This is a genomic window from Pseudoalteromonas aliena (genome assembly GCF_038155085.1).
In the GTDB taxonomy this organism is placed as follows: domain Bacteria; phylum Pseudomonadota; class Gammaproteobacteria; order Enterobacterales; family Alteromonadaceae; genus Pseudoalteromonas; species Pseudoalteromonas aliena_A.
Genome location: NZ_JBAKAU010000025.1, coordinates 14261 through 39207 on the forward strand (window position 1 = coordinate 14261; position 24947 = coordinate 39207).

The 24947-nt window shown below is 38.8% G+C and carries 21 protein-coding genes; 14 read left to right on the top strand and 7 right to left on the bottom strand.

Translation table 11 applies throughout. From position 1 onward, the window contains the following. Window positions 1-4: 4 nt before the first annotated feature. Window positions 5-538, bottom strand: a complete 534-nt coding sequence (locus V6260_RS16975) for a glycine cleavage system protein R (protein WP_341595315.1) — start codon at window positions 536-538, stop codon at window positions 5-7. 359 nt (window positions 539-897) lie between these two features. Here V6260_RS16975 and bamC point away from each other — a divergent pair, with 359 nt between their 5' ends. Both bamC and V6260_RS16985 read left to right on the top strand, forming a co-directional pair. Next, window positions 898-1959, top strand: a complete 1062-nt coding sequence (bamC, locus tag V6260_RS16980; protein WP_341595318.1) for an outer membrane protein assembly factor BamC — start codon at window positions 898-900, stop codon at window positions 1957-1959. 66 nt (window positions 1960-2025) lie between these two features. Then, entirely contained in the window at window positions 2026-3396 is a 1371-nt protein-coding gene (locus V6260_RS16985) for a YjiH family protein (RefSeq protein ID WP_341595320.1), read from the top strand. Between the two features lie 54 nt (window positions 3397-3450). On the opposite strand, the gene V6260_RS16990 is transcribed toward V6260_RS16985, so the two are convergent. Together V6260_RS16990 and V6260_RS16995 are read right to left on the bottom strand one after the other, a co-directional pair. Then, on the bottom strand, window positions 3451-3597 hold the full coding sequence (locus V6260_RS16990; protein WP_149602397.1) for a DUF2897 family protein: 147 nt from the start codon (window positions 3595-3597) through the stop codon (window positions 3451-3453). Window positions 3598-3684: 87 nt separating this feature from the next. Next, window positions 3685-4221, bottom strand: coding sequence for an acyloxyacyl hydrolase (locus V6260_RS16995; protein ID WP_341595324.1), 537 nt, complete (start codon window positions 4219-4221; stop codon window positions 3685-3687). Between the two features lie 245 nt (window positions 4222-4466). On the opposite strand from V6260_RS16995, the gene V6260_RS17000 reads away from it, so the two are divergent. Further along, window positions 4467-5060, top strand: a complete 594-nt coding sequence (locus tag V6260_RS17000) for an ABC transporter substrate-binding protein (protein WP_341595326.1) — start codon at window positions 4467-4469, stop codon at window positions 5058-5060. A gap of 217 nt (window positions 5061-5277) precedes the next feature. After that, window positions 5278-6615, top strand: a complete 1338-nt coding sequence (locus tag V6260_RS17005) for an ankyrin repeat domain-containing protein (protein ID WP_341595328.1) — start codon at window positions 5278-5280, stop codon at window positions 6613-6615. A gap of 101 nt (window positions 6616-6716) precedes the next feature. Here the strand turns inward: V6260_RS17005 and V6260_RS17010 are convergent, their stop codons facing one another. From V6260_RS17010 to V6260_RS17025, 4 genes are read right to left on the bottom strand one after another with little or no spacing between them, the layout of a single operon-like run. After that, window positions 6717-7160: a DUF2069 domain-containing protein gene (locus V6260_RS17010; RefSeq protein ID WP_341595330.1), complete on the bottom strand. Its 444-nt coding sequence runs from the start codon at window positions 7158-7160 to the stop codon at window positions 6717-6719. Further along, the gene (wrbA, locus tag V6260_RS17015; RefSeq protein WP_341595332.1) at window positions 7157-7711 is read right to left on the bottom strand and encodes an NAD(P)H:quinone oxidoreductase; all 555 of its coding nucleotides are present in this window, start codon (window positions 7709-7711) and stop codon (window positions 7157-7159) included. The genes V6260_RS17010 and wrbA overlap by 4 nt, the downstream gene beginning before the upstream one ends. Continuing rightward, window positions 7711-8058 (bottom strand): arsenate reductase (glutaredoxin), encoded by a 348-nt coding sequence (gene arsC / locus V6260_RS17020; protein WP_341595333.1) that lies wholly within the window; start codon window positions 8056-8058, stop codon window positions 7711-7713. The genes wrbA and arsC overlap by 1 nt, the downstream gene beginning before the upstream one ends. 53 nt (window positions 8059-8111) lie before the next feature. Next, window positions 8112-9569 (bottom strand): M48 family metalloprotease, encoded by a 1458-nt coding sequence (locus V6260_RS17025; protein WP_341595335.1) that lies wholly within the window; start codon window positions 9567-9569, stop codon window positions 8112-8114. A 402-nt stretch (window positions 9570-9971) separates the two neighbouring features. Between V6260_RS17025 and V6260_RS17030 the strand changes: the two genes are divergently transcribed. The 10 genes from V6260_RS17030 to V6260_RS17075 all read left to right on the top strand — a co-directional run bounded on the left by V6260_RS17030 (window position 9972) and on the right by V6260_RS17075 (window position 24945). Further along, complete coding sequence (locus V6260_RS17030) at window positions 9972-10190, top strand: hypothetical protein (RefSeq protein ID WP_341595336.1); 219 nt, start codon at window positions 9972-9974, stop codon at window positions 10188-10190. Next, on the top strand, window positions 10183-11259 hold the full coding sequence (locus V6260_RS17035; protein WP_341595337.1) for an AI-2E family transporter: 1077 nt from the start codon (window positions 10183-10185) through the stop codon (window positions 11257-11259). Before V6260_RS17030 ends, V6260_RS17035 begins: the two co-directional genes overlap by 8 nt. A gap of 123 nt (window positions 11260-11382) precedes the next feature. After that, a complete protein-coding gene (locus tag V6260_RS17040; RefSeq protein WP_341595338.1) occupies window positions 11383-13638 on the top strand; it encodes an aminotransferase class V-fold PLP-dependent enzyme in 2256 nt (751 codons plus the stop codon). 395 nt (window positions 13639-14033) lie between these two features. Beyond that, complete coding sequence (gene pgi / locus V6260_RS17045; protein ID WP_341595339.1) at window positions 14034-15680, top strand: glucose-6-phosphate isomerase; 1647 nt, start codon at window positions 14034-14036, stop codon at window positions 15678-15680. A gap of 271 nt (window positions 15681-15951) precedes the next feature. After that, window positions 15952-17424, top strand: coding sequence for a glucose-6-phosphate dehydrogenase (zwf, locus tag V6260_RS17050; RefSeq protein WP_341595340.1), 1473 nt, complete (start codon window positions 15952-15954; stop codon window positions 17422-17424). Between the two features lie 2 nt (window positions 17425-17426). Then, window positions 17427-18137: a 6-phosphogluconolactonase gene (gene pgl, locus V6260_RS17055; protein ID WP_341595341.1), complete on the top strand. Its 711-nt coding sequence runs from the start codon at window positions 17427-17429 to the stop codon at window positions 18135-18137. A 324-nt stretch (window positions 18138-18461) separates the two neighbouring features. Further along, complete coding sequence (locus V6260_RS17060; protein ID WP_341595342.1) at window positions 18462-19166, top strand: SapC family protein; 705 nt, start codon at window positions 18462-18464, stop codon at window positions 19164-19166. A gap of 128 nt (window positions 19167-19294) precedes the next feature. Continuing rightward, on the top strand, window positions 19295-20329 hold the full coding sequence (locus tag V6260_RS17065) for an isoaspartyl peptidase/L-asparaginase (protein ID WP_341595343.1): 1035 nt from the start codon (window positions 19295-19297) through the stop codon (window positions 20327-20329). 266 nt (window positions 20330-20595) lie between these two features. Next, entirely contained in the window at window positions 20596-24483 is a 3888-nt protein-coding gene (gene hrpA / locus V6260_RS17070; RefSeq protein ID WP_341595344.1) for an ATP-dependent RNA helicase HrpA, read from the top strand. 75 nt (window positions 24484-24558) lie between these two features. Then, window positions 24559-24945, top strand: a complete 387-nt coding sequence (locus tag V6260_RS17075) for a response regulator (protein ID WP_341595345.1) — start codon at window positions 24559-24561, stop codon at window positions 24943-24945. Window positions 24946-24947 lie beyond the last annotated feature (2 nt).

Genomic DNA, 24947 nt, shown 5'->3' on the forward strand with positions numbered 1-24947 from the left:
ATCCTTAACGAATTCGTTTATAAATATAATCTACGTTTAGTGTATGAGAAAGGTTTTCAAAACTTACTTTAAACTGGTCAATGTCGACATCTACAGGAATATTAAACTCAATTTCACAGCGCATTTTGGTCTGTTCTTGTTCATCGAATGTGTCTGACTTAAGCGAGCAAATACTAATATTGTTGTCGGCAAAGTAGCGAGTTACTTTACTTAGAGTGCCTGGGGTGTCTATACCTGTATATTCGAGCGTGTAACCGGCGCAAAATTCGCTTTGTGTATGGCTTGCAGTTCGCTTCATCATTGTTAGCAAACCGAGCTCCATGGCTTTAGTTGGCAGTATGTGCTCTATGCGGCTTATTGCCGACATATCGCCACTAAGTAGCATTATAAAGGTAAATTCGCAGCCTAAAATAGCAATGCGGCTGTCAATTATGTTGCAGTGGCAATCGCTAACCAGTTGGGTTAGTTCACTTACAATACCGGGTCTGTCTTCGCCAATCGCTGTTAAAACAATTTGATGATTTGAAAATGCAGTCATGAGTTCAAATACCTTGTTACTTGGATTATATCAACCGAGTTGGCAACACCAAAAATACACACGAGAAGTTGCACGGCGGCGAAGTTTAACACAAAAACGCCTCTAAACTACAGTGTGGGCTAATTAAGCGCTTTTAAAGTGCGGTGTTTCTTGTTTTTACTGGCACGGGAAAGTACCATAGCTAAAATTTGCTTATTTGCACTTAGTTTTATTGCTAAGTTGAGGTGCTGAACTTTATTGCATTTAGGCAGCCAAATAATAAATGTAAAGTTAATATTGATTTTACACTGAACCAAATCGGCATAACCCACTCATATATTTGTTAAAACAATTAAAGGGTATGCTAAGGAGAAATATCTGTGCAGTATTGGATCCCAAAAGCACTTGCAGTAAGTGTATTGGTAAGTTTATCAGGGTGTAGTGTATTTATTAATGAAGCACATGACGAGCGTAATTACCGTACGTATGAGCCTGTAAAAGCACCAGCGTCGTTATCACAACCAGCTCAAGACCCAGTTTATAAAATGGATGTAGGTCAGTACGACAATAATCCTGAAGCTACAAACTATCGTCCACCAGCACAAGTATTAACTATCGCTAAAGGCAGTTGGGTAGAAGAGGGTGATAAAGAAGCGCGTATTTATTTTGATAAAAACGATGGCATTGCTGATTTAGATGAGTTTCTTTGGGACACAATTCAATCGGTACTTACTGAGAATAACGCGGGCACAATTAAAGAAGATAAGCTTTTAGGGACAATTGAAACCGATTGGTACTCAATTATCAAAACAGAAGAAAGTTTTTGGTGGTGGGGCGATGAAGTAAACGATGACTTAGAAAAGTTTAGATTCACTATTGAAGAAAAATCACATCAGCGTACTGCGTCATTACGTGTAGAGCTGATTGATTTTAAGGGCGATAATGAGCTAACTGATTTATTAAAACAGCAGCTAGAAGTTCGTGCGCTTAATCAAGTAGTGAGCGAGTTTGATTACCGTTATCGTCAACTTGAAGTTGATATGCGTAAACGCCAAGGTATTATTTCTCTTGAAATGGGCTTTGATAATAAGGGAAATGCAGCACTCGTTACTGAGCAGTCTTATGATGCAGTATTTGATCGTTTTTCAGGGTTTTTAGAGCGTTTATCTTTCACAATTGTTGAAATTAACCAAGAAACGGGATTAATTACCGCTGATTATACTAAACCAGAATCAAGCGTATGGGATTCTATTTGGGGCGATGAAGTTGCTCAATTGCCTATCGATGAAGGCCAATACCAAATTTTAGTAAGTAAAACTAAAGAAGGCGGTACTAGCTTAACGTGGATGGATGACAAAGGCGAAACGCTTGAGCCAGGTACTATGAATGGTTTACAGCAAGCATTAGAAGCAGCACTCATTCAGCGCGGCATTAAAATTTAAATAATAATAAATTTTTTCTACAAAAAGAGCGCTAAGCTCTTTTTGTAGTTTTATAGGTTAAAAAATATGTCTCAGTTACCTCATCGTTCACACTATACGTGGAGCACTTGGTTTACTTTTTTAGTTCCCTCGTTAATAGGTGTGTTTTTATTTATGACACCCATTAGCACTTCGCAAGGGATGACGATTCCTATTGCCGTTATGGCAAAAACGGTTCAAGCAATGATGCTTGGCTCTGCTCAAGCAATTATTACCCTCATTATTTGTATTACAGGGGTTATTTCTGTAATCACAAAAGTTTTTAAACCCGCCGCTATATGTAACTCACCATTATTAAAACACTTATTTGATGTTAGTTGGATATGGTTAGCTGTGCGCTTATTTGGTATGGCGTTTGTATTAATGACGCATTTAAGCCTAGGCAGCGAGATGATTACCTCGGCCAATACTGGCGCGCTGGTATTAAATGACTTACTGCCTGTGTTGTTTTCGGTATTTATTTTAGCGGGCTTATTACTGCCGCTATTAATTAACTTTGGTCTATTAGAGCTTGCTGGTACTTTGATGACTAAAGTGATGCGACCTGTATTTGGTGTACCAGGTAGAAGCGCAGTTGACTGTACTGCATCATGGTTAGGTGATGGCAGTGTAGGTATTTTGATGACTGCAAGGCAGTACGATCAAAAGCATTATACACAACGTGAAGCCGCGATTATTGGTACTACGTTTTCAGCGGTGTCTATAACATTTAGTTTGGTGGTGCTAGGTCAAGTTAAACTTGAATACCTATTCGCCCCGTTTTATGCAACAGTATGTTTAGCTGGTATTGTGGCTGCTATTATTGTGCCGCGACTACCACCACTGTGCTTTAAAAAAGATTTACTGATTGATGGCAGCGAACCAGATAGAGATGCTGAAACAATCCCTGATCATAAAAGCTTATTTGGTCACTCCCTAGATGTTGCATTGGCTAAAGCCGATAACTCAACCGGTGTTAAAGGTACTATAAAAGAGGGCGTACACAACGCGCTTGATATGGTGTTTGGTGTATTGCCAGTGGTTATGGCGGTAGGTACATTTGCACTAATTATTGCAGAGCACACACCTATATTTCAGTATTTAGGTATGCCGTTTGTGCCATTTTTAGAGTTACTCCAAGTACCTGAGGCTGCTATCGCTTCACAGACAGTTATGGTTGGCTTTGCCGATATGTTTATTCCGTCAATATTGGCAGCAGGTACTATTGAAAGTGATATAACACGCTTTATTATTGCCGCAATGAGTGTAACTCAGCTTATTTATATGTCTGAAGTTGGTGCACTTTTACTTGGTAGTAAAATACCAGTAAATATTTTAGAGTTGTTTATTATATTTATTTTGCGAACGCTAATTACTTTACCTGTTATTGCGTTGATGGCGCATTGGTTAGTAGGCTAAATTAACGCAGAATATAATTAAGTGAATTAGTATTACTGAAAAAGCCTTGATTAATCAGGGCTTTTTTGTGTCTGTTGTATTTTTAATATTGGCGTTGGGCTTTTTAAACTCCGTTTTTGCAGAGAGTTTAATCAGCGCAATATTACCAATGATAATGGCAAAAACAACGGCGACAATAATTACAATATGCCAAGTTTGCATCGCAGTATCACTTAATTTTTAGTACCTTTAAGTGTGACTGTTTTACGCTAAAACAGCAATTAAATTACTCAAACATAATCAATAACGTTAAAAACGTCTAGCTACTGAAAGCGTTAAAAAGTTAAGCCCTGGGTTTGGCTCTTTAAAGCCTGCGTTTGAATAGTGAATTACTCTTAGGGCAACGTTAGTATGGCCAAAGTCGGCAACGAGCCCTATGCGGTCTTCAAATTGGTAGTGAGTGCTAATGTTTTTACCGGCAAACTGCGTCTCATCAATCAGTGATACACCAATTCCAGCCTCTACATAAAATGGGGTGTTGTTAAAACTAAAAGCAGGGAATTGTAACACTGGCGACATAGCGAGCACTATATTGGATTGTGTTTTATTGCCGTGGCGGTATTCCCACATGTTTACGCTGGTTTCAAAGTAAAAGCGTGCATCACCAACAAGGTTTTGCATTCTAGGTGCATGATACTGATAAGCAAGCTTAACGCCGTTTACGTTACCTTCGCCTTTGAGAAGGTCAACGGCATAACCGTGGTCCGATTGAGCAAAAGCAAGCTTGCCAAAAAATGAAACTACTAATACAAAAGAGATAATAAGTGTTTTAAGTGACGTTTTCATAGGAGCCAAATGTTTGTTTGATTCAAGTTGATAACTAAATGATAAGGGCGGCCTGTTAACAATTACAATGAGGACATAATGCCGGTTGTATATAAGCTGTTAATGGAGGTTTATAACCAATTGAATCTATTGTGGTTATTTTATTGGTGCCATTTGGGCATTAATAAGTTGCTTATTTGTGCCTTTTTTATTGCGTATGGTTCGCGTAAATTACAGCCATCTTAATCACACAGACATATACAATCATGAAACTCTTTAAACTATTCGTTTTAGCCACTACTTTTTTTAGTAGTTCGTTATTTGCACAAACTCAGCAATCACCAGATCTGTTACTTGAATCGGTAGCCGACAAGCTTTTTTCAGATATTGGTCAAGTAAACTCAAAAGGTACAGCCAGCAAAGATGAGATGGCTGCCATTGTTGAAAAGCATTTAATGCCACATATCGATGTTAAGTTTGTGTCGTTTAAATTATTAGGTAAGCATATTAAAGGCATTGAGCGCGAGCAAGCCGTTCAATTTATAGATGCAGTCGAGCATTACTTAACAGGCACATACGCTGGCGCACTAATGAAGTACACGGGCCAAAAAGTAGTATTTGAGCGTAATAACGCAAAAAGTGACTCTGAGTACGCAACAGTGAATACGCAAATTATTGAGCCAAATGCACCGACCATCGATTTAAGTTTTAAACTTCGCTTAGGTAAAAATAACGAGTGGAAAGTGTATGATATTGTTGCAGAAGGTATTTCATTGTTGAGTGCTAAGCAAAAGGAGATTATTCAACGTATTTCTGAAGTAGGCTTAGAGCAAGTTATTAGTGAATTAAAAAGCAAATAAGCTGTTTGTCTGGCTCTGATTAAGCCCAGCTCCAACCTCAAAAACGGCCAGTTATTTAAGTAGTTGGCCGTTTTTATATTTTCTTAATATTCATCTACTTTAAACTCGCAGCCAAATCAGGGTGTGCTAGAATATCCGTACTTTGATTAAGCGTGGTGTCAGCTAGAAACTGATATAACGTATCACCCTCAAACCACACTGGAGTTGTGTTGTTTTAATGGAAAATGTACTGATTTGGCCTAAGGAATACCCATTACTTATTAAAGGACTTGTAGAGCAAAACGGTGCCTTTATTTTAGATGCTTTGGAAGCTTGGCCTGCTTGTCGTTCTACAAATGAAGATGATGGTGTGTGTACAACTGTGTTACCACCTGTTTATTATTTGGCATGGCTAACCCCCTTGGAACCATTTGAAGAATGTTATTTTCAACATATTTCTGAATATGATGAAGACGCGCAAGCTTATATTAGTGCGGTTAAAAGCCATTTTTATGATAATGAATACACACCTGAGAGTTTAGTGCTGATGTTGTGTCAACGTCTTGAAAAATATGCAAGTGTTTCAGCGCAAAATGCAATAGACACACCTCTATCGTTAGTTGATTTATTATTTAGTAAACGTTACTTCACTTTAATTGAGCATGTGTTAAATCATGATAGTAAACTCAGTGCTAATGATGCACTAGCACTTTGGAAAGAGGTTGATTTTAGAGAGCGCCTAAGTGCGTTTATTCCAGGGTCTATTGCTGATTTAGATAAACTTTCAGAGCTTGCCAGCGAAAAAGTAGCATCTGGTAAAGACTACTTTACCTTGCTTACACAAGTATCTCCTGATGTTGACTCAGTGGTGTTACTTGAAAAAGCCTTGCTTACTCATTTACGCAAAAAAACAGCTAAACAAACAATGGCTATGCGTTTTATTGAACAGGGTGCTACAGGGGTGCTCGCTGATGAAAACAATAAAACAGCTTTTATGTGGGCCGCCGAAAAAGGTTTTGTAAATGTTGTTGAAACACTACTAGCAAAACAAGATAAAAAGGCGACAGATAATCTGGGTAATACGGCATTACATTACGCTGTTTTTGCTAAAAACGAATCTTTAATGGTACTGCTAATTAAAGCTGGATACGATTTTAGAGCGCGAAATAAGGAAGGATTAAGTTGTTACCGCCTTGCTGTAAGTATAAAAGCAAATAGTTTAGTTAAATGTTTGGAACGCGACTTTGGGATTAAAGAACTTTCGCCAGAAGGTCAGTTTGATCGTATTAAAAAAGTACATGTTTTGCATGCTATTGTTACTTTGCTATTTCCGTTACAGTTATTTTTCTTTTTTGACGAAACAATTTCGATTAAAAGCGAGCTAACATTAGGCTTAACTATGACTGCAGTAATTTGTTTTTTCTTTGCTGCAAGCTTAAAGCGCTGTGCCTTGTACCCTCATATTAAACACCCATGGGGGTTGTTTGTTTTGAGAGTTTTTTCGTTGTTGAGTTTGGTTGCTCAAATCGGATTGGCGAGTATTGTGGCAGTTGCAGCATTGAGCGAGTTGGTATAGTCACTTTTAAACCCCCCAGTAATTGGAATATTCAACTATTGGGGGCACTTCATAAAGCAATTTTTAAGCACGTTTTTGTATATAGTGTTTATGGTTAAGTATTATTTAACGTGCTCATTTGCAGCTTTTTCTTCTGCAAGTTCTTCTTTAAGCTTACGTATTTTCAAGCCAAGCTCTTGTCCGCGGTGCCTTGCATAGTAAGTACAGCCAATAAACATAGATGATGCAAATACCAGTTCTAACAACACCCACATTAACTCATCTGGCGCTGCCCACAGCATGGTAAGCCCGTGAATAAAATAAAGCATTACAATAAAGTTAGCCCACGCATAGGTGTAAGTGTTGTCTTTAATTATGCCTCTTAGTGGCAGTAGTAACGGAATAATGGGTAAAAATAAAGACACTAAGCTCGCATTACCGTTTAGTGGAGGTACAAAATACATCCACAATGGAATTAGAGCAAGTAAACCTACATAGCCAAATAGTGCGGCACGTTGAAATTTTACCGTAATCGGCTTTTTAGCTGGATTGTCAGCTGTATTCATTTAAGTTTTCTCGCAATGTGAGTAAGGCGTTTACCAACGCTTTGGCATATTTTAATTTCGTCTTTGCTTAGCTGTGCACAGTTAGCGCTGCCAGCGACGTGTGTTGCACCGTATGGTGTTCCACCGGTTTTTGTTGCAAGTAGTTCGGGAACATCGTATGGCACGCCCAGAAGCATCATGCCGTGGTGTAATAATGGCAGAGATAAGTTAAGTAGGGTTGCTTCATTTCCACCATGCATACTACTTGATGATGAAAATACACACGCTGGTTTATCGATTAATTGGCCTTTTAGCCACAGGTCGCTGGTGGTTTCCCAAAAGCTTTTTGCCTGAGAGGCCATCATACCAAATCGGGTTGGTGTACCAAATGCTAAACCATCGCAATTTATTAAATCATCTTTGGTGATCACAATGTCGTGCGCATTTTTAGCTACAAAGGTGCGAAGTAGTGCACTAGCACCTTGTTGCTCTATCGACTCAGCTATCTCGTGAGCCATTGCTTCAACTGAGCCATGGCTTGAGTGATAAAGCACCACTATGGTTGTACTCATTATAAAACGCTTAGTACGTTTTCTGGTGGACGGCCAATCGCTGCTTGATTGTTATTAACTACGATAGGGCGTTCAATCAATTTTGGGTATTTAACCATGGCGTTAATAAGTTCACTCTCATTTTTTTCATCTTTCAAATTAAGCGCTTTGTAGTCATCTTCTTTTGTGCGCATCATTTCACGTACGGATGAAAAACCAAGTTGGATTACAAGCGTTGTAATTTGCTCGTGGGTAAGAGGTGTTTTTAAATACTCTACAACACTTGGCTCTATCGCTTTACTTTGCAGTAGCGCTAGTGTTTCGCGTGATTTAGAACAACGTGGGTTGTGGTAAATAGTAACAGACATAAAATGATTCCAAAGTGTGAATTGCGTCTATTTTAAGGTAAGCGCTTGCAGACTTAAAGTCTTGCAAGCTCTTTTTGTAAAAGTCGATATTGGGTAAGTAATGCTTTTAGGCGCTGTTGCTTTACAAGTTCGGTAGGCTCTACAAAGTTAAGTGCTTTTTGTACTTCGTCTGCAGCTTTTAAATAAGCACCGTATTGAGCCAATACATCAGCGTTTGCTTCGTGATATGAGGCTAACTTATCTTGTTTTTTATACGCGTCAGCAAGAAGTTGTTTGCCTAAGTTATGATCTGGCTTTTCGAGTAGAAAACTCTTCAAAATATTTTCGGCTAGTTCATATTTATCAGCTTCTAGTGCTGCGTTGGCATAGTTGAGCGTAATTACCTGATTATTAGGGCGATACTGATTTAAATCAGCTAAAAACTTTACGGCTTCATCTGCCTTTTTTTGCGCGATGAGTAAATCGGTATGGGTATCTATATAAAATAAATTCTTAGGATCATTTTTTAACAGCTCATCTAATATTGGTGCTGCTTCATCAAGTTTTTTTTGATCAAGTAAGCTAATAGCTAAACCGTATTTTAGAGCGGTATTATCGTAGCTATTTTCGCGAAGTAGTTTTCTAAATAGATCTTCGGCATTTTCTGGTTTGTTGTCGTAGCGCGCAAGTACACGACTTTTAGCTAAATTAAACTCAAGGCTTGGGCTTATATGACGTACAGGAAATTGCTCAGCACGTAGACGCACATCTGAAACGCGGCTTTCAGGTAGTGGGTGAGTAAGTAAAAACGCAGGTGGCTTATACTTATAACGAATTTGCGCGGCAAGTTTAGTTAAAAAATCGCTCGATGCTCGTGCATCAAACCCAGCATTATTAAGGGTTTGCATACCAATACGGTCAGCTTCTTGTTCGGCTGAACGACTATGTGTTAGTTGGCTAAAAGCAGATTGAGTTTGGCTGGCTGAGATAATTGCGATACCGGCATCAGGTGCTACAACTGTTGCTAAAATACCGGCAATCATACCTGCAATAGTTAGTGCGCTGTTATCTTGTTGCTGCTGTATTCTTCGCGCTAAATGGCGCTGTGTAACGTGAGCAATTTCATGGCCTAATACTGAGGCAAACTGACTCTCGTTATCGGCTTGAGCTATCAACCCTGTATGCACGCCTACATGCCCTCCGTAAAAAGCGAAGGCATTTATTTCTGAGTTATTTATCCAAAAAAATGAAAACGGAAAGCGCACGTCATTAGCATTAGCAACAAGTTTGCGGCCAATAGTCGTGAGGTATTCATCTAGCACAGGGTCGTTTATAACTGGCGATGAACCTCGTATTTGCATCATCATTACTTCGCCAATGGCTTGTTCTTTTTCAAGAGGAAGCGCTTGTAATGCAGACGTTCCTAAATCAGGAAGTGTAAAGTTAGTTTGCGCCTTTAAAGGTTCGCTCACTAATAAGCTAAATGTTAGTGCTGCACTGCATAAAGTAATAAACGCTGATTTTAGCTGCATTTTATTCCTTGTTTAATGGTTCGCCAATGGCAATATCTATTTCGTCACTGTTTGTACGATTATTCTTTCGTACAATTGGTGGGGTTATCTTATTGTGACTCTATCGGGCTTTACAACGTTCAATTATGGTTGTAAAAATTTTTCCCTAAAACTAAACTGCCACGGTTTTATTAGATTTAAACATTTATAATATAAAAATAAATATGTTGGTGATTGGATTCCTACTTAGTCGCGTTTCATTATACGTGTCAGGCATTAATTAATCCTTACGGCTAATATTTATTTAAGGATAAACTATTGCATGAATTGTTTTAAGAGAAAGTTAGCACTGTTCACGCTTTATAAATATATTGACCGTAGATATGCGGCTTATTATTCATTTACCAAGCAGGTAAAGTATTTATGTTAGAGCGTGACTTAAAAGAGTTTAAATGCCCGCAACAGTTTGTGCAGTTTAAACTAGCACTTAGAAGCGCGCAGTCATCAAAACAGCATATTATTTTTAGTGTAAATAAAGGCGAAAGTACAAACGACATTGAACGTTTTTTGCAAAAACATGCTTATAGTTATAATTTTGATAAACAGCGAGGGTTATTATTAGTGGAGCCATTACATGTTTGAATACGTAAAAGCTTGGTACGAAAGGAAGTTTTCAGATCCTCATTCGGTTACCCTATTATTTTTATTACTGGCTTCTATTGCCCTATTTTATTTTTTTGGCTCTTTAATAGTTCCGGTACTTGTAGCATTGGTTATCGCCTATTTACTTGATTGGCCAGTTGTACATTTAGAGCGTTTTGGCTTAAAGCGATTTACGGCGACAATTGTTGTAATGCTTATTTTTACAGGAGTCATGTTGACACTTATTTTAGTTATCGGTCCTGTGCTTTGGAAACAAACTAGTAATTTAGTACAAGAAACTCCGCATATGGTTGAGCAGGGGAAGTCTTATTTAATGGCTTTGCCCGAGCAATACCCTAGTTTAATTAATACTGAGCAAGTATTGGCAATCGTTGCAACTGTTGAGGCTAAAGTGATTGAGTTTGGACAAGCGGTATTATCGTTTTCACTTACGTCTCTAAAAGATGTTGTTGCTTGGCTTATATATTTGGTACTTGTTCCTTTGCTTGTTTTTTTTATGCTTAAAGACAAGTCAGAGCTAACCGGAAGTGTTGCTAAGCTTATTCCTCAGCAACGTCGTTTGATTCTGCAGGTGTGGAATGAAATGAATCAACAAATTATGAATTACATTCGCGGTAAAGTATTTGAAATTTTAATTGTTGGTGGTGTGTCTTTCATTGCATTTACTGTTTTAGATTTACGATACGCAGCTTTACTTGGTGTGCTTGTTGGCTTTTCGGTATTAATTCCATTTATTGGCGCAGCACTCGTAACGATTCCGGTAGCGGCAGTTGCGCTGTTTCAGTTTGGACTAGAAACACAGTTTTGGACTATTTTAATTATTTACGGGATTATTCAAGCGCTTGACGGTAATGTACTTGTGCCGCTACTGTTTTCAGAAGCTGTTGATTTAAACCCTGTATTTATAATTGTCGCAGTACTATTCTTTGGTGGGTTATGGGGGTTTTGGGGAGTATTCTTTGCAATTCCACTGGCATCACTTGTAAAAGCGCTAATCAATGCGTGGTCATCAACTCATGAAGAAATAGCTAAAGAGCGCATAGAGTAGATTTTTAGTATAAAAAAGAATAGTAAACGTACCTATAGTGCCAATTGATTATTACTCATTACCTATAAATTTATGTACTATTGGTAATAAGGTATATTTTTTAGTAATAAGGTGCGTTTTTTAATGTCTGATTTTTTATTGCACGATGAGCCAGTACAACAAGTTTACCTTGATGCAAATGCAACCACTCCTGTGTTGCCTTGTATTGCTGATGTTGTTTCTCATACCATGCAAATTTGTTTTGGTAATCCTTCAAGCCCCCATATTACAGGCATTCAAGCCAAGCATTTATTAGAACAAACACGTCAAAAAGCACGCACTGTTATTGGCGCGACTAAAGGCGATATTTTATTTACGTCTGGCGCCACAGAAGGCATTCAAACTGCGGTGGTTTCTACGCTTATTAATGCAAAAAAACACTCTGTTAAAAACCCCGTATTGTTATATGGCGCTACTGAGCATAAAGCGGTGCCAAATACACTTAAACACTGGAATAGCGTACTTGATGTTAACGCTGAGGTGCTTGCTATTCCGGTTGATAGTAACGGTATTTTAGATTTAGATTTTATCGCAGCGCATATTAATAATGCTTTGATGATTTGCACTATGGCCGTTAATAACGAAACCGGTGTATATCAAGACTTACCTGCTATTGAGCAGATAATCCGTAGTCGCAATAAAAATGTATCGTGGATGGTGGATTGCGTGCAAGCGCTTGGTAAACAAGCGCTTGCACTAAGTGACACAACAATAGATTACGCACCTTTTTCGGGGCATAAGCTCTATGCACCTAAAGGTATTGGCTTTTTATATATACGTAATGACAGTGCGTACACACCTTTTATAGCGGGTGGCGGTCAAGAAAGTGGAATGCGATCAGGTACCGAAAACTTACCAGGTATTGCAGGACTAAATAAGCTATTTAGTATGTTGCTTGATAAATCAGACGATACATTTAAACCAATTAGCATACTTAACTCTTATCGAAGCCAGTTACAAAACGCGATAAAAGATACTTTTGGCGATATTACATTCAATCATGATTTTGCTTATAGCGTGCCTACAACACTTAACTTTGCTGTTAACGATTTAACGAGCAAAGAAGTGATTGATTTATTTGATGCGGCGGGCATTCGCGTAAGTGGTGGCTCGGCTTGTAGTACTGGTGCATCAACAAGTTTTGTTTTAGATGCAATGTGTGCAAGTAAGTGGCAAAGTGAAAATGCAATCAGGCTCTCGTTTGGGCCTGCGGCAACACAGCAAGATATTGATGATGCTTGTGTGCGTATTCGCGCTCTTAAAGCAATACTTCAGGCTAACTGTTTAATCGTATCTGATAGCACTACACCACAACAAGAAGTGTGCGCACTTGGCCTTACTCAATTTAGACACCAAGGGGCATGTAGTTGGCTTTATGTGAGCGATGATAAACACGCTGTAATCATCGATCCTATTATTGAGCTTATTCCGCGCTTTGAAAAAATAGCTAATACACAAGACTTAAATATATCAGCAGTGCTAAATACTCATCTGCACCAAGACCGGGAGTCAGCGACTAATTTACTGACCAGTGTTCTTGCAGCGCGTGTTGCAAAGGGCGAGGTTGATTCGTTAGGTTGGCCAGTAGATACACCAAGTATTAACTTGGCAAATGACGTACTTGAAAAAGTAGCTACACCTGGGCACAGTAAAGATAGCGTAAGTTATTTATTAAAAAACAATAATGGCGAAACTCTTTACTGTTTTTGTGGTGATTTAATTCTCCCTGCAGGGCTGGGCAATACATCGCTTATAGGTGGGAATGCAAAAGCAATGGCACACTCTATTTTAGCAATGAGCGAGCAGCTTAATAGCACCAGCATTATTTGCTCAGGACACGACTACCAACAATGTTTTGCCATGAACTGGGCTGTGCAACAAAGCCAAACGCCACTGCTCAACGCGCTAGTAAACGGTCGTATTTCGGTTGATGAATTTGCAGTGCAAAAGCAGCAGTACGATGCTTCAAAAAAAGTAAATAACACGCAACTGTGTGGCTACGTAAATGCGCTACCTGAGGTTGATACACCGCAATTAAATTTTGATGATGCTAAAGCAATATTAAACACTAGCGATGCATATTTAATAGATACTCGGGAGCCGTATGAGCATGGAGCAAATAATGTTGCTCAGTTATTTAATACGCCAGATGAAAAAACGTTAAATATACCGCTTAGCAGGATGGCAAATGCGGTATTTGAAGGGCAGTTAAGTAAAGGTAATAAATACATTTTATTATGTCGAAGCGGTAATCGTTCAAAAATTGCAGCGACTAACTTAATGCAGTTAGGATACAAAGCTGTTTATAATCTAAGTGGTGGGCTAGCGCTTAGTAATTGAGCAAAGATTGTAATTTATACAAAATCGGCTTTAGAGCCGATTTTTTATTTTTAAGTTTTATTTCCTCAAAAGGTAAACACACTCTAGTAATTAGTGAATAATTATAAAAGTAGTTAACGGTACTTATGAAAATTCACCAATATTTCATTTTTAAGGGGTAATCTTAGCCTGTACCTTTAAAATTGCGGATAAATTAATTTATAAATTTTTTATGATACCGGTGTCAAAAGCTAAAAATTGCGTTATCATCTGCATCTAAAATTATAAAAACAGCATTTTTTTTGCATTTTTAATTATATTATTGACGCTTATATTTAATATAAAAAATGATATTAAGAGTTTTTCTTTTATAAAATTTTTTAAATCAGTTGATTAAAAGAACTAGAGGGTACCTTATGTCTGACCGAACGCAATTAGCTAGTTGGCAAGCATTGGAGCAAAATGCTGTCAAGATGAAAAAAACATATCTTAAAACGTTATTTGCACAAGATGAAACACGGTTTTCTCGGTTTTCGACTCAGATCCCTGGCTTATTATTTGATTATTCAAAGCAGCTTATAGATAACGAAGTTTTTACTAATTTAATATCGCTTGCTAAAGAATGTGACATTGCCTCTTGGCGCGACAAAATGTTTAGCGGTGAAAAAATAAATATCACTGAGAATCGCTCAGTATTGCACACCGCCCTTCGTAATCGTTTACATGCTCCTTTAGTTATAGATGGAGAAAATGTAACAGAAGCTGTAGATAATGAATTAGCCAAAATTAAAGTATTCGTTGAAAAAGTACGTAGTGGTAAATGGTTAGGGTATACAGGTAAAACAGTAAAAGATGTAGTAAGTATAGGTGTCGGTGGTTCTAATCTTGGCCCACAAATGGCAACTGAGGCATTAAAAGTAACTGCTGATGATACATTAAATGTTCATTATGTCTCTAATGTTGACGGTGTGCAAATTGCATCTGTATTAAAAACGCTTGACCCTGAAACAACATTATTTGTTATTTCATCAAAAACATTTACTACATCAGAAACCATGACGAACGCTAAAACAGCGGTAGATTGGTTTTTACAAACGGCAAAAGATGAAAAAGCTATTGCTAAGCATTTTGTTGCGGTGAGTACGAATTTAGAAAAAACGGCAGCTTTTGGTATCGCTGATGAAAACGTATTCACTATGTGGGATTGGGTTGGTGGTCGCTTTTCACTTTGGAGTGCGATAGGCTTACCAATTGCTTTATATTTAGGGTACGACGCCTTTGAAACTATATTAGAAGGTGCGTTTGAAGTAGACGAGCACTTTAAATCAGCTCCTTTTGAGCAAAATATACCATTAATTATGGCATTGCTTAGTGTATGGAATACGAGCTTGTTAGGCTACAAAGCACAGGCTATATTACCGTACGACCAAGCGCTGCATATGTTGCCTGCTTATTTACAGCAAGGTGAAATGGAGAGTAACGGTAAACATGTTAACTTTGCTGGAGAAACTGTGCCTTATACAACGGTGCCAATTATTTGGGGCATGACAGGTATTAATGGTCAGCATGCGTTTTATCAGTGTTTACATCAAGGCAATGTAATTGTACCAGCAGATTTTATTGCATCAGTTAAACCGCAAGTTAATGTTGATAAGCATCACGATATTTTATTATCAAACTTCTTTGCACAAACAGAAGCGATGATGAGTGGTGTAGATGCAGCGCAAGTTACTGCTGATTTAACCGCTAAGGGTAAATCGCCAGCAGAAATTGATGAGTTATTAAATCATAAAATTCATCAAGGCAATCGTCCTACAACATCTATGCTATTAGATACTGTAGATGCTAAAACAGTAGGTCGTTTAATTGCACTGTATGAGCATAAAATATTTTGCCAAGGCATTATTTTAGAAATATGTTCGTTTGATCAGTGGGGTGTAGAGCTTGGTAAAGGCTTAGCATCTAAAATTGAGAGTGAACTGACCGATGAAAGTGTGAAACACGCTCATGATAGTTCTACAAACGGCTTAATGGCGTACTACAAGAAAAATCGTACGCAGTAATATTTTCGCTTACGTAAGTAAGTAAACCGAGTACCTTTGAACGGGTAGCGCTGGAGTTCTTAGGGTCTGTATTTTTGTGAGAGGAGATACAGGGCCCCTAAGGCTCATTTAATAAGCGTAATGATAAAAAATAATAATAAATCATCGATACAGAACAATTCAGCAGGCTTTTATTGAGAATAGCTATAAAAGTCATCTAACCTAGCAATAAATAGGCATACCTAGGCATTTACAAATAAGTGTACTAGGTATCATAACGTAGAGAGTAACTATGCTTAATCCTTTTGATATTATAATTTTTGGGGGCGGTGGTGATCTTGCGTTACGCAAATTGCTACCTGCAATGTACAGAGCATATCAAGAAGGTAATTTACCTGAAGGCTCACGTATCCTACCAACAGTACGCGAAGAATCAAAACGTGCTGAATACGTAGAAACAGCGCATAAAGCATTACAAGAATTTTTAAGCAAAGGTGAATTTAACGCTAAAGACTGGAAAGCGTTTTCTACTTTTTTAGTACCTGTAGTTAGTAATGTTACAGAAGCAGACGATAATTGGGATGTGCTAAAAGGCATTTTAGATGAGCACGAAAGCACTAAATCTCGCGTGTTTTACCTATCACTTCCTCCTGCGGTTTATGGCACATGTTGTGAAATATTATCGACTAAAGGCCTAATTACTCCTACATCGCGTGTAGTTGTTGAAAAGCCAATTGGTTATTGTGGTGAATCTGCTGAGGCAATTAACTCTAAAATTGCAGAGTTTTTTAAAGAAGAACAAATTTTCCGTATTGACCATTACTTAGGTAAAGAAACAGTACAAAACTTAATGGCGCTGCGCTTTTCAAACTCATTGTTTGAAAATATGTGGGATGCTAAATCTATCGACAATATTCAAATTAGCTTGTCAGAAACTGTTGGCCTTGAAAGCCGCGCTGGTTTTTATGATAAAGCCGGTGCACTTCGTGACATGGTTCAAAACCACTTATTACAACTACTTTGTTTAGTTGCAATGGAGTCGCCTAATAAGCTTAACGCTAATAGTATTCGTAACGAAAAATTAAAAGTATTAGAAGCACTTAGGCCATTAGTCGATGGTGATGTTGATGACAATATTGTTCGTGGTCAATATGTACCGGGTGACTTAAACGGTAAAATTGTACCGGGTTACTTAGAAGAGCTAAATGAAGGTTCTAGTAAAACAGAAACGTTTGTAGCTATTCGCGCGCATATTGATAATTGGCGCTGGGCAGGAGTTCCATTTTACCTTCGTACAGGTAAACGTATGGCTAAGCGCTGTGCAGAAATTGTGGTTGAATACAAAAAAGTATCTCATAATATTTACGAAGATAACGTAGGTAACATTGAACCTAACCGTCTTGTTATTCGTTTGCAGCCAGAGGAAACGATTCAATTAACGCTTATGTCAAAGCGTCTTGATAACCTTGAAATGCAACTTGAACCTGTAACAATGAATATTGAGCTTTCTCAAGCTTATAGCAATGGTTTCCATTCGGATGCATACAAACGTTTAATGCTTGATGCAGCTGCAAATAATCCATCATTATTTATCCACCGTGATGAAGTTCGTCAAGCATGGAAATGGATCGATCCAATCATTGATAGATGGCAAGAAAAAGGTAAGCCCGCGCTTTATCGTGCTGGTAGTTGGGGGCCAGAAGATGCTGATGAATTGTTAGCAGAGAATGCTCATGTCTGGTTTAATACAGGCGATAAGGCATAAACATGGTAACATTAGTTGAAAAGTTTTTTGATGATAAAGACGCGTTAACCGCAGAGTTATCTGCAACGCTTGAGCAATCATTACGTGATGGTATTAAAAATGATGGCCGTGCTGTGTTAATGGTGTCGGGCGGCTCGTCTCCAGCGGCTGCTTATAAGCATTTATCAACGCTTGACTTAGATTGGCAACATGTCGATGTTGCAATGGTTGATGAACGTTGGGTAGACTCAAGCCACGAAAAAAGTAATGAAGCATTCATTAGAAGTACGTTATTACAAAACCATGGTAGTGCTGCTAACTTTATTACTATGAAGAACACCGCCGCAACGGCCCAGCAGGGCGCACAAGAGTGCGAAGCAGCTTATAACGAACTAAAAAGTCCATGTGATGTGACTATTCTAGGTATGGGCCCAGATGGCCATACAGCGTCGTTATTCCCAAATGCAGACGGTTTAGAGCACGGTTTGACAACCACTCAATCAGTGTGTGCTATTAATGCAATACAAAGTGACGTTACAGGTAGTATTACTGAGAGAATGACACTTACGTTAAATGCCATTGCGCAATCTAAAGTGGTTAAGCTTTTAATTAGCGGTGAAGAAAAACTCGCTGTTTATAAGCAAGCAAAAGCGGGCGGAGATGTGAATGACATGCCACTTCGTGCTGTGCTTAGCCATCCAAGTATTAATATTGAGGTATATTGGGCTCCTTAATTTAGGTGCTAAATTAACTTTTGAAGGCCTCTTATATAAGCGGCCTTTTTTATTTGTTCAATTTTAAGTCTAAATGCGGTTAAAACGCATTTTAACTGTTAATAACTTGTTTTGATTTGTCTTAAAAATAGCCATTAAATGTATTGTTTTTGCACAGAGATTATGAGTTTGAGCTGTATGTTTTTTAGCAACATTCAGATTTAGTTAAATTTTATTTTTTCATGGTTGTTGTCATAAAAGTTTCCCTTCCTTTTTTGGCTCAAAACCTTTAGCCTAAAGGCATTAACAATGAAATATATAAATTAAAATAAACGGAGCAGTAACATGGCGGAGCAACAAGTACAGCCTTTACACAACGAAAAACATGCCAACACTAAAATTCAAAACGGCATCAATGTAGAATTCATGAAAACTCAACATTTAGTGCCAGTGGTTGCACATGAGTTTGCACGTGTAGCAAACGAGTTTCCAATGTCGTTCGTTAAAAACAACGAAACAGGCACTTTTCAAGCAGTTGCTATGTTTGGCCTAGAGCCAGGCGAAAACCTTTTTGTAGAAGATGGTAAATGGACTGCAGCATTTGCACCTATGGCAACGACTCGTTACCCACTGGGCTTAGTTAAACACCCAGATCAAGATCAATACGGTATCGTAATTGACGAAGCAAGTGCGCTTGTTGGTGAAGACGAAGGTAATGCATTATTTGAAAACGGCGAAGAAACAGATTACCTAAAACGTCGTAAAGAAGCGCTTGTATCTTTCATTGAGTTTTCTCAAGTAACTGAAGCGTTCACTAAATTTCTTGCTGATAAAGAGCTACTAATTGCGCAAACGCTAACAGTAGACATTAAAGGTGAGAAAAAAGACATCAACGGTATTTACCTTATCGATGAGAAAAAGCTAAACGAGTTAAGCGATGCTGATTTTTTAGAGCTTCGTAAACGTGGTTACTTAGCACCAATTTATTCTTTCTTAACGTCTACTCACCAAGTAGCACGTTTAGCGCGTTTAAAAGCTAAACAAGCTTAATTACAAACACGCAAAATTTTAAAAAGCGCCTTAAGGCGCTTTTTTTATGTCATTCAGCTTGCTTTAGTTGAAATCACTCTTACAACCATTCACAGTAGATTTAACCACTAATATTAAAAGAGCCCACCATGAAGAAAACATTATTATTATCAATTGTTGCTATTGCATGCTTGACGTTAAGTAATAGCGCACTAAGCGAGCAAGCTCCATTTGCCATTGCGATTCATGGTGGTGCGGGCACAATTGAAAAAGAAAAATTTACTCCTGATCAAGAAAAAGCCTACCGAGCTAAATTGACCGAAGCAGTAGAAGCAGGTTACTTCGTGCTTGAAAAAGGCGGTGAGAGTTTAGATGCTATAATCACTGCGATACAAGTACTCGAGCAATCACCTTATTTTAACGCCGGGCGCGGCGCTGTTTATACTTACGATGGGAGTCACGAACTTGATGCATCCATAATGGATGGTCGAAACCGTGAAGCAGGTGCTGTTGCAGGTGTAAAGCATATTGAGAGCCCAATTAATTTAGCGCGTTTGGTAATGGATAACTCTGTACACGTAATGCTTAGTGGACAAGGCGCTGAGGAGTTTGCTAAAGAGCAAGGTGTTGAGCTGATCGAAAATAATTTATTTGATACCGAGCCTCGTTACAAAGCGCTTTTAAAAGCAAAACAAAAATTAGATAAAGCCAAAGCAACCAGTAAAGAGTACCAAGCCGCGCACAAAGCATTACCTAACTCTTACAAAATGGGCACGGTTGGCGCAGTAGCGCTTGATAAAAATGGTAATTTAGCGGCAGGTACATCAACAGGTGGTATGACTGCAAAACGTTATGGCCGTGTGGGAGATGCACCGGTAATTGGGGCCGGAACATTTGCTGAGAATGATTCGTGCGCGGTATCGGCAACCGGGCACGGTGAATACTTTATTCGCTATAACGTAGCGAGCGATATATGTGCGCGAGTTAAGTATCAAGGTAAAACCATTGCTGAGGCAGGGGATGAAGTTATAAACGGTGTGCTTAAGCCTATTGGTGGCACTGGTGGCGTAATTGTTATTGATACTAAGGGTAATATTAGCTTACCGTTTAATACCTCTGGCATGTATCGGGCAAGTAAATCGAATACGCAAGCGACCTACGTGGGCATTTTTAGTGACGAATAAGCCAAAGTCATTTAATTAATCTTAACCGTGGTTTAAAGCGCTCTAAAATATCGAAATATAGTGATATTTTTACTTAATGTGGTTTTTATTGAAAATAACTGTTTGAGGTAAATTTATTATTCACAGGTTAGGTTAATAGCAGCGTTTATATAACAAACAACCTCATATATAACAAACAACCCCGCGTTATGCATTTTGTAGGATTAACCCCAGCCGTTTAATTTGATACAATTACGGCTCTTTAACTAATTTTATAAGGTATGCGGGTGGTAAACCTAGGTCAGTTGTTTGGCGAGCTAAAAACGTGCTTAAAAAAAGATCAATTCATTTTCAAAAAACGCTTACATGGCGTAAAAAAAATAACAGATGAAAACAAGCATGCCAACGCGCTTGAAAAAATAGCGGCTGATATAACCCGTAGCCAAGAATTACGCGATAAACGCTTAGCGGGCCTCCCTAAAGTGACTTACCCTGAGCAATTGCCAGTAAGTCAAAAAAAGGATGTAATTAAAGACGCCATTGCAAATAACCAAGTGGTTATTATTGCCGGTGAGACGGGCTCAGGTAAAACAACGCAAATACCTAAAATGTGTTTAGAGCTTGGTCGTGGGGTTGATGGTTTAATTGGTCATACGCAACCACGCCGATTAGCAGCGCGTACGGTGGCTAATCGTATTGCTGAAGAAATGAAATGCGAACTTGGTCAGCAAGTTGGCTTTAAAATTCGTTTTAGCGATCAGGTATCTAATAATACGTATATTAAATTAATGACCGACGGTATTTTGCTGGCTGAAATTCAGCAAGACCGTTTTTTAAATCAATACGACACTATTATTATTGATGAAGCGCATGAGCGTAGTTTAAACATCGACTTTATTCTAGGTTACTTAAAAAACCTACTTCCAAAACGCCCTGATTTAAAAATAATAATTACCTCAGCGACTATTGATCCAGAGCGCTTTTCAAAGCACTTTGATGATGCACCCATTATAGAAGTATCGGGTCGTACTTTCCCTGTTGATGTGCGCTACAACCCTATTACCGATATTAATAAAGATGATATGGAAGCGGAGGGCGATCAGCTACAAGGTATTTTTGATGCCGTTGATGAGCTGTGCGCTGAAGGCCCTGGCGATATTCTTATATTTTTAAATGGTGAGCGTGAAATACGCGATACCGCAGATGCACTTAGTAAGCGTAATTTAAAACACACCGATGTATTGCCACTTTATTCGCGTTTATCTAACGCAGAGCAAAACCGTATATTTGCGCCGCATTCTCGTCGTCATATTATTTTATCGACTAACGTAGCCGAAACGTCACTCACCGTCCCGGGTATTCGTTATGTAATAGACCCAGGTACTGCGCGTATAAGTCGCTACAGTTATCGTACAAAAGTACAGCGCTTGCCAATAGAGCCTATATCACAAGCAAGTGCTAATCAGCGTATGGGTCGCTGTGGACGTGTTGAAGCGGGTATTTGTATTAGGTTGTACTCTGAGGATGATTTTTTATCGCGCTCAGAGTTTACCGACCCTGAAATACTGCGTACTAATCTTGCGTCTGTTATTTTGCAAATGTTGGCACTCGGGCTTGGTGATATGGCGCAATTTCCGTTTGTACAAGCGCCAGATAGCCGCAACATTAATGATGGCCTAACATTGCTTGAAGAGCTACAAGCGGTCAAACCAGCTAAACGCGATAGTAAAACCAGCCTAACTCAATCAGGCAGGGAGCTTAGTCGATTACCCGTTGATCCACGTTTAGCAAAAATGGTACTAACAGCTCACAAACTTGGCGCATTGCGTGAAGTGATTATTATTGTAGCGGCGCTTTCTATTCAAGACCCACGTGAACGCCCACAAGACAAACGTGCAGCCGCTAATGAAAAACACGGTCGTTTTGATGACCCAGATTCAGATTTTATTGCTTTTTTAAACTTATGGAATTACTTAGAAGAGCAGCAAAGCGAACTGACTAATAGCCAATTTAGAAAGCTGTGTCAAAAAGACTTTTTGGCCTATATGCGTCTGCGTGAATGGCAAGATATTGTTTATCAAATAAGTACTGTGTGTAACGAAATGGGCATGAAAGCAACCAGCCAAGCGGCTGATGGCGAACTTGTGCACAAGGCGTTATTAAGCGGAATGCTAAGCCATATTGGCTTTAAAGATGAAAAACAAATATACAAAGGCGCACGTAATAGTCAGTTTCATATTTTTCCGGGTTCAGGTTTATTTAAAAAGAGCCCTAAATGGATCATGTCAGCAGAGCTGGTAGAAACCAGTAAATTATATGCCCGCACAAATGCAAAAATAGACATTAACTGGGTAGAACCATTAGCACAGCACTTAGTTAAACGTAGTTACACAGAGCCTCATTGGGAGAAAAAGCCAGGTGCGGTAATCGCGTTTGAACAGCAAACTTTATACGGCTTACTTGTTGTAAATAAACGCCGCTGTGTTTATAGCAACATAGACCCTAAAGTGAGTCGAGAGCTTTTTGTGCGCACTGCATTAGTTGAGCAAGAATTGGGCTTAAACGAGGGCTTTTTAGCCTTTAACCGTGAGCTAATAGAAGATATTCAAGTTCTGGAAAATAAGTCACGTCGTCGTGATATTTTAGTTGATGAGCAAACGTTATTTGAGTTTTACGATAAAAAAATACCCAAAGAAATTAATAACCGCGCTGCATTTTTAAAATGGTATAAAACACAAAAACAACAAAATAAGCATTACTTACACATGACTCGTGAAGAGCTAATGCAGCATGGTGCAAGTAATATAACCGAGTTTGACTACCCAGATACATGGCAGCAAGACAATATTATATTGCCGCTTGCTTATCATTTCGACCCAGGCCAAGCAGTTGATGGCGTTGCGGTACAAATACCAGTAGCGCTTTTAAATCAAGTACAAGAAAGTGGTTTTGACTGGCACATACCAGCATTTAGGCATGAGCTAATAAGTGGGCTTATAAAGTCATTGCCTAAATCGCTGCGTCGTAATTTTGTGCCAGCACCAAACTATGCTGATGCAGTGCTGGCAGCGATTGAGCCAATGCAAGGTAGCTTAATTGATGCTTTAGCCACGCGTTTATTAAGAATGACAGGTGTGAGAGTTGATCCAGAGGCATGGGATTTAAGTGCATTAGCCCCGCATTTACGATTACAGTTTGAAGTACGTGATGAGAGCGATAAGTTACTTGCACGAGGACTTGATTTAGCCAAGCTCAAAGCAGAGCTGCAAGGTGAAGTCACCGAAACACTGTCTAAAGTAGCCGATAAAGGCATTGAAAAGTCAGACTTAACACAATGGGATTTTGGTGAGTTACCCGCTTCATACGTTAAAAAGCAAGGTCAATATGAGATAAAAGCATACCCTGCGCTGGTGGATAAAAAATCAGCCGCTGCAGTGGAGCTTTTTGATAGCGAAGCAAAAGCGCAGCAAGCACATCAACAAGGTTTGCGCCGTTTAGTACTATTAAATGTGCCATCGCCAATTAAGTACTTACAACAAAACTTACCGAATAAGGCAAAGCTGGGTTTGTACTTTAACCCATTTGGTAAAATAGCTGATTTAATTGATGACTGTATTGCCGCTGGTGTTGATAGTTTATTAGTAAAACACGGTGATATACGCGACGAAAAAGCATTTGAAACAGTAAAAGAGCAAATTCGCGGTGAGCTGGGTGATGCAGTGGTATCGATTGCAACGCAAGTTGAGCAAGTATTAAGTATTGCTCATGCGCTGCACAAAAAGATGAAAGGGCGCGTAGATTTAACTATGATAACCGCGCACGGCGATATAAAGTCACAGCTTGAGTCACTTATATTTAAAGGTTTTGTGAGCGCGCATGGCGCAGATAAAATAGCGGATTTAATTCGTTATTTAAAAGCGATTCAAAAACGTTTAGAAAAGCTGCCAGTGGATCCAAATCGTGATAGGTTATGCGTACTTGAGCTAGATAAAGTTGCGCAAGAGTATAAAAAAGTAGTTAATAAAACGCCTAAAGGGTTGCCTATACCACAAGAAGTAATCGCTATTTTTTGGATGCAACAGGAGCTTAGAGTGTCGCTATTTGCTCAAACACTAGGAACGCCTTACCCAATTTCGGCCAAGCGGGTTCTTAATGCGATAAAAGAGATAGAATAAAACTTGCATTTTCTATTAAGCTTAGTACCTTAATAGAAGGATTTATTTTTGTTTTGAAAAGGAAGCGACATAGCTATGTCCTCATCGATTGAACATAAAACAAAGCGACTTTTAGTGGTAGATGACGAGTATTTTAATTTTGAAATGCTTAAAGCCGCACTAGCGTCGAAATTTGACGTTAGTTACGCAGATTCAGGGCAAAGCTGCCTTGCGTCAGCAATTGCGAGTCCGCCAGATATAGTGTTGCTTGATGTTTGTATGCCAGGTCTTGATGGTTATGATACATGCCGAATGCTAAAGCACACACCTGAAACAAAAAATATTCCTGTTGTTATGGTATCGGGCCTAGAGTCCCCATCTGAAAAGCAAGCAGGATTTGAGGCTGGCTGCGATGCATACGTCGTTAAGCCATTTTCTATGGGTGCTTTATTAGAGCAAATTAATACGGTTGTTTTGAGGTAACT

Excerpts from the sequence above, each read along its gene's own strand:
- V6260_RS16975 (WP_341595315.1), bottom strand. The coding sequence starts at position 538 with ATGACTGCATTTTCAAATCATCAAATTGTTTTAACAGCGATTGGCGAA.
- V6260_RS16985 (WP_341595320.1), top strand. The coding sequence starts at position 2,026 with ATGTCTCAGTTACCTCATCGTTCACACTATACGTGGAGCACTTGGTTT.
- V6260_RS16990 (WP_149602397.1), bottom strand. The coding sequence starts at position 3,597 with ATGCAAACTTGGCATATTGTAATTATTGTCGCCGTTGTTTTTGCCATT.
- V6260_RS16995 (WP_341595324.1), bottom strand. The coding sequence starts at position 4,221 with ATGAAAACGTCACTTAAAACACTTATTATCTCTTTTGTATTAGTAGTT.
- V6260_RS17000 (WP_341595326.1), top strand. The coding sequence starts at position 4,467 with ATGAAACTCTTTAAACTATTCGTTTTAGCCACTACTTTTTTTAGTAGT.
- V6260_RS17005 (WP_341595328.1), top strand. The coding sequence starts at position 5,278 with ATGGAAAATGTACTGATTTGGCCTAAGGAATACCCATTACTTATTAAA.
- V6260_RS17010 (WP_341595330.1), bottom strand. The coding sequence starts at position 7,160 with ATGAATACAGCTGACAATCCAGCTAAAAAGCCGATTACGGTAAAATTT.
- wrbA (WP_341595332.1), bottom strand. The coding sequence starts at position 7,711 with ATGAGTACAACCATAGTGGTGCTTTATCACTCAAGCCATGGCTCAGTT.
- arsC (WP_341595333.1), bottom strand. The coding sequence starts at position 8,058 with ATGTCTGTTACTATTTACCACAACCCACGTTGTTCTAAATCACGCGAA.
- V6260_RS17025 (WP_341595335.1), bottom strand. The coding sequence starts at position 9,569 with ATGCAGCTAAAATCAGCGTTTATTACTTTATGCAGTGCAGCACTAACA.
- V6260_RS17030 (WP_341595336.1), top strand. The coding sequence starts at position 9,972 with ATGTTAGAGCGTGACTTAAAAGAGTTTAAATGCCCGCAACAGTTTGTG.
- V6260_RS17035 (WP_341595337.1), top strand. The coding sequence starts at position 10,183 with ATGTTTGAATACGTAAAAGCTTGGTACGAAAGGAAGTTTTCAGATCCT.
- V6260_RS17040 (WP_341595338.1), top strand. The coding sequence starts at position 11,383 with ATGTCTGATTTTTTATTGCACGATGAGCCAGTACAACAAGTTTACCTT.
- pgi (WP_341595339.1), top strand. The coding sequence starts at position 14,034 with ATGTCTGACCGAACGCAATTAGCTAGTTGGCAAGCATTGGAGCAAAAT.
- zwf (WP_341595340.1), top strand. The coding sequence starts at position 15,952 with ATGCTTAATCCTTTTGATATTATAATTTTTGGGGGCGGTGGTGATCTT.
- pgl (WP_341595341.1), top strand. The coding sequence starts at position 17,427 with ATGGTAACATTAGTTGAAAAGTTTTTTGATGATAAAGACGCGTTAACC.
- V6260_RS17060 (WP_341595342.1), top strand. The coding sequence starts at position 18,462 with ATGGCGGAGCAACAAGTACAGCCTTTACACAACGAAAAACATGCCAAC.
- V6260_RS17065 (WP_341595343.1), top strand. The coding sequence starts at position 19,295 with ATGAAGAAAACATTATTATTATCAATTGTTGCTATTGCATGCTTGACG.
- V6260_RS17075 (WP_341595345.1), top strand. The coding sequence starts at position 24,559 with ATGTCCTCATCGATTGAACATAAAACAAAGCGACTTTTAGTGGTAGAT.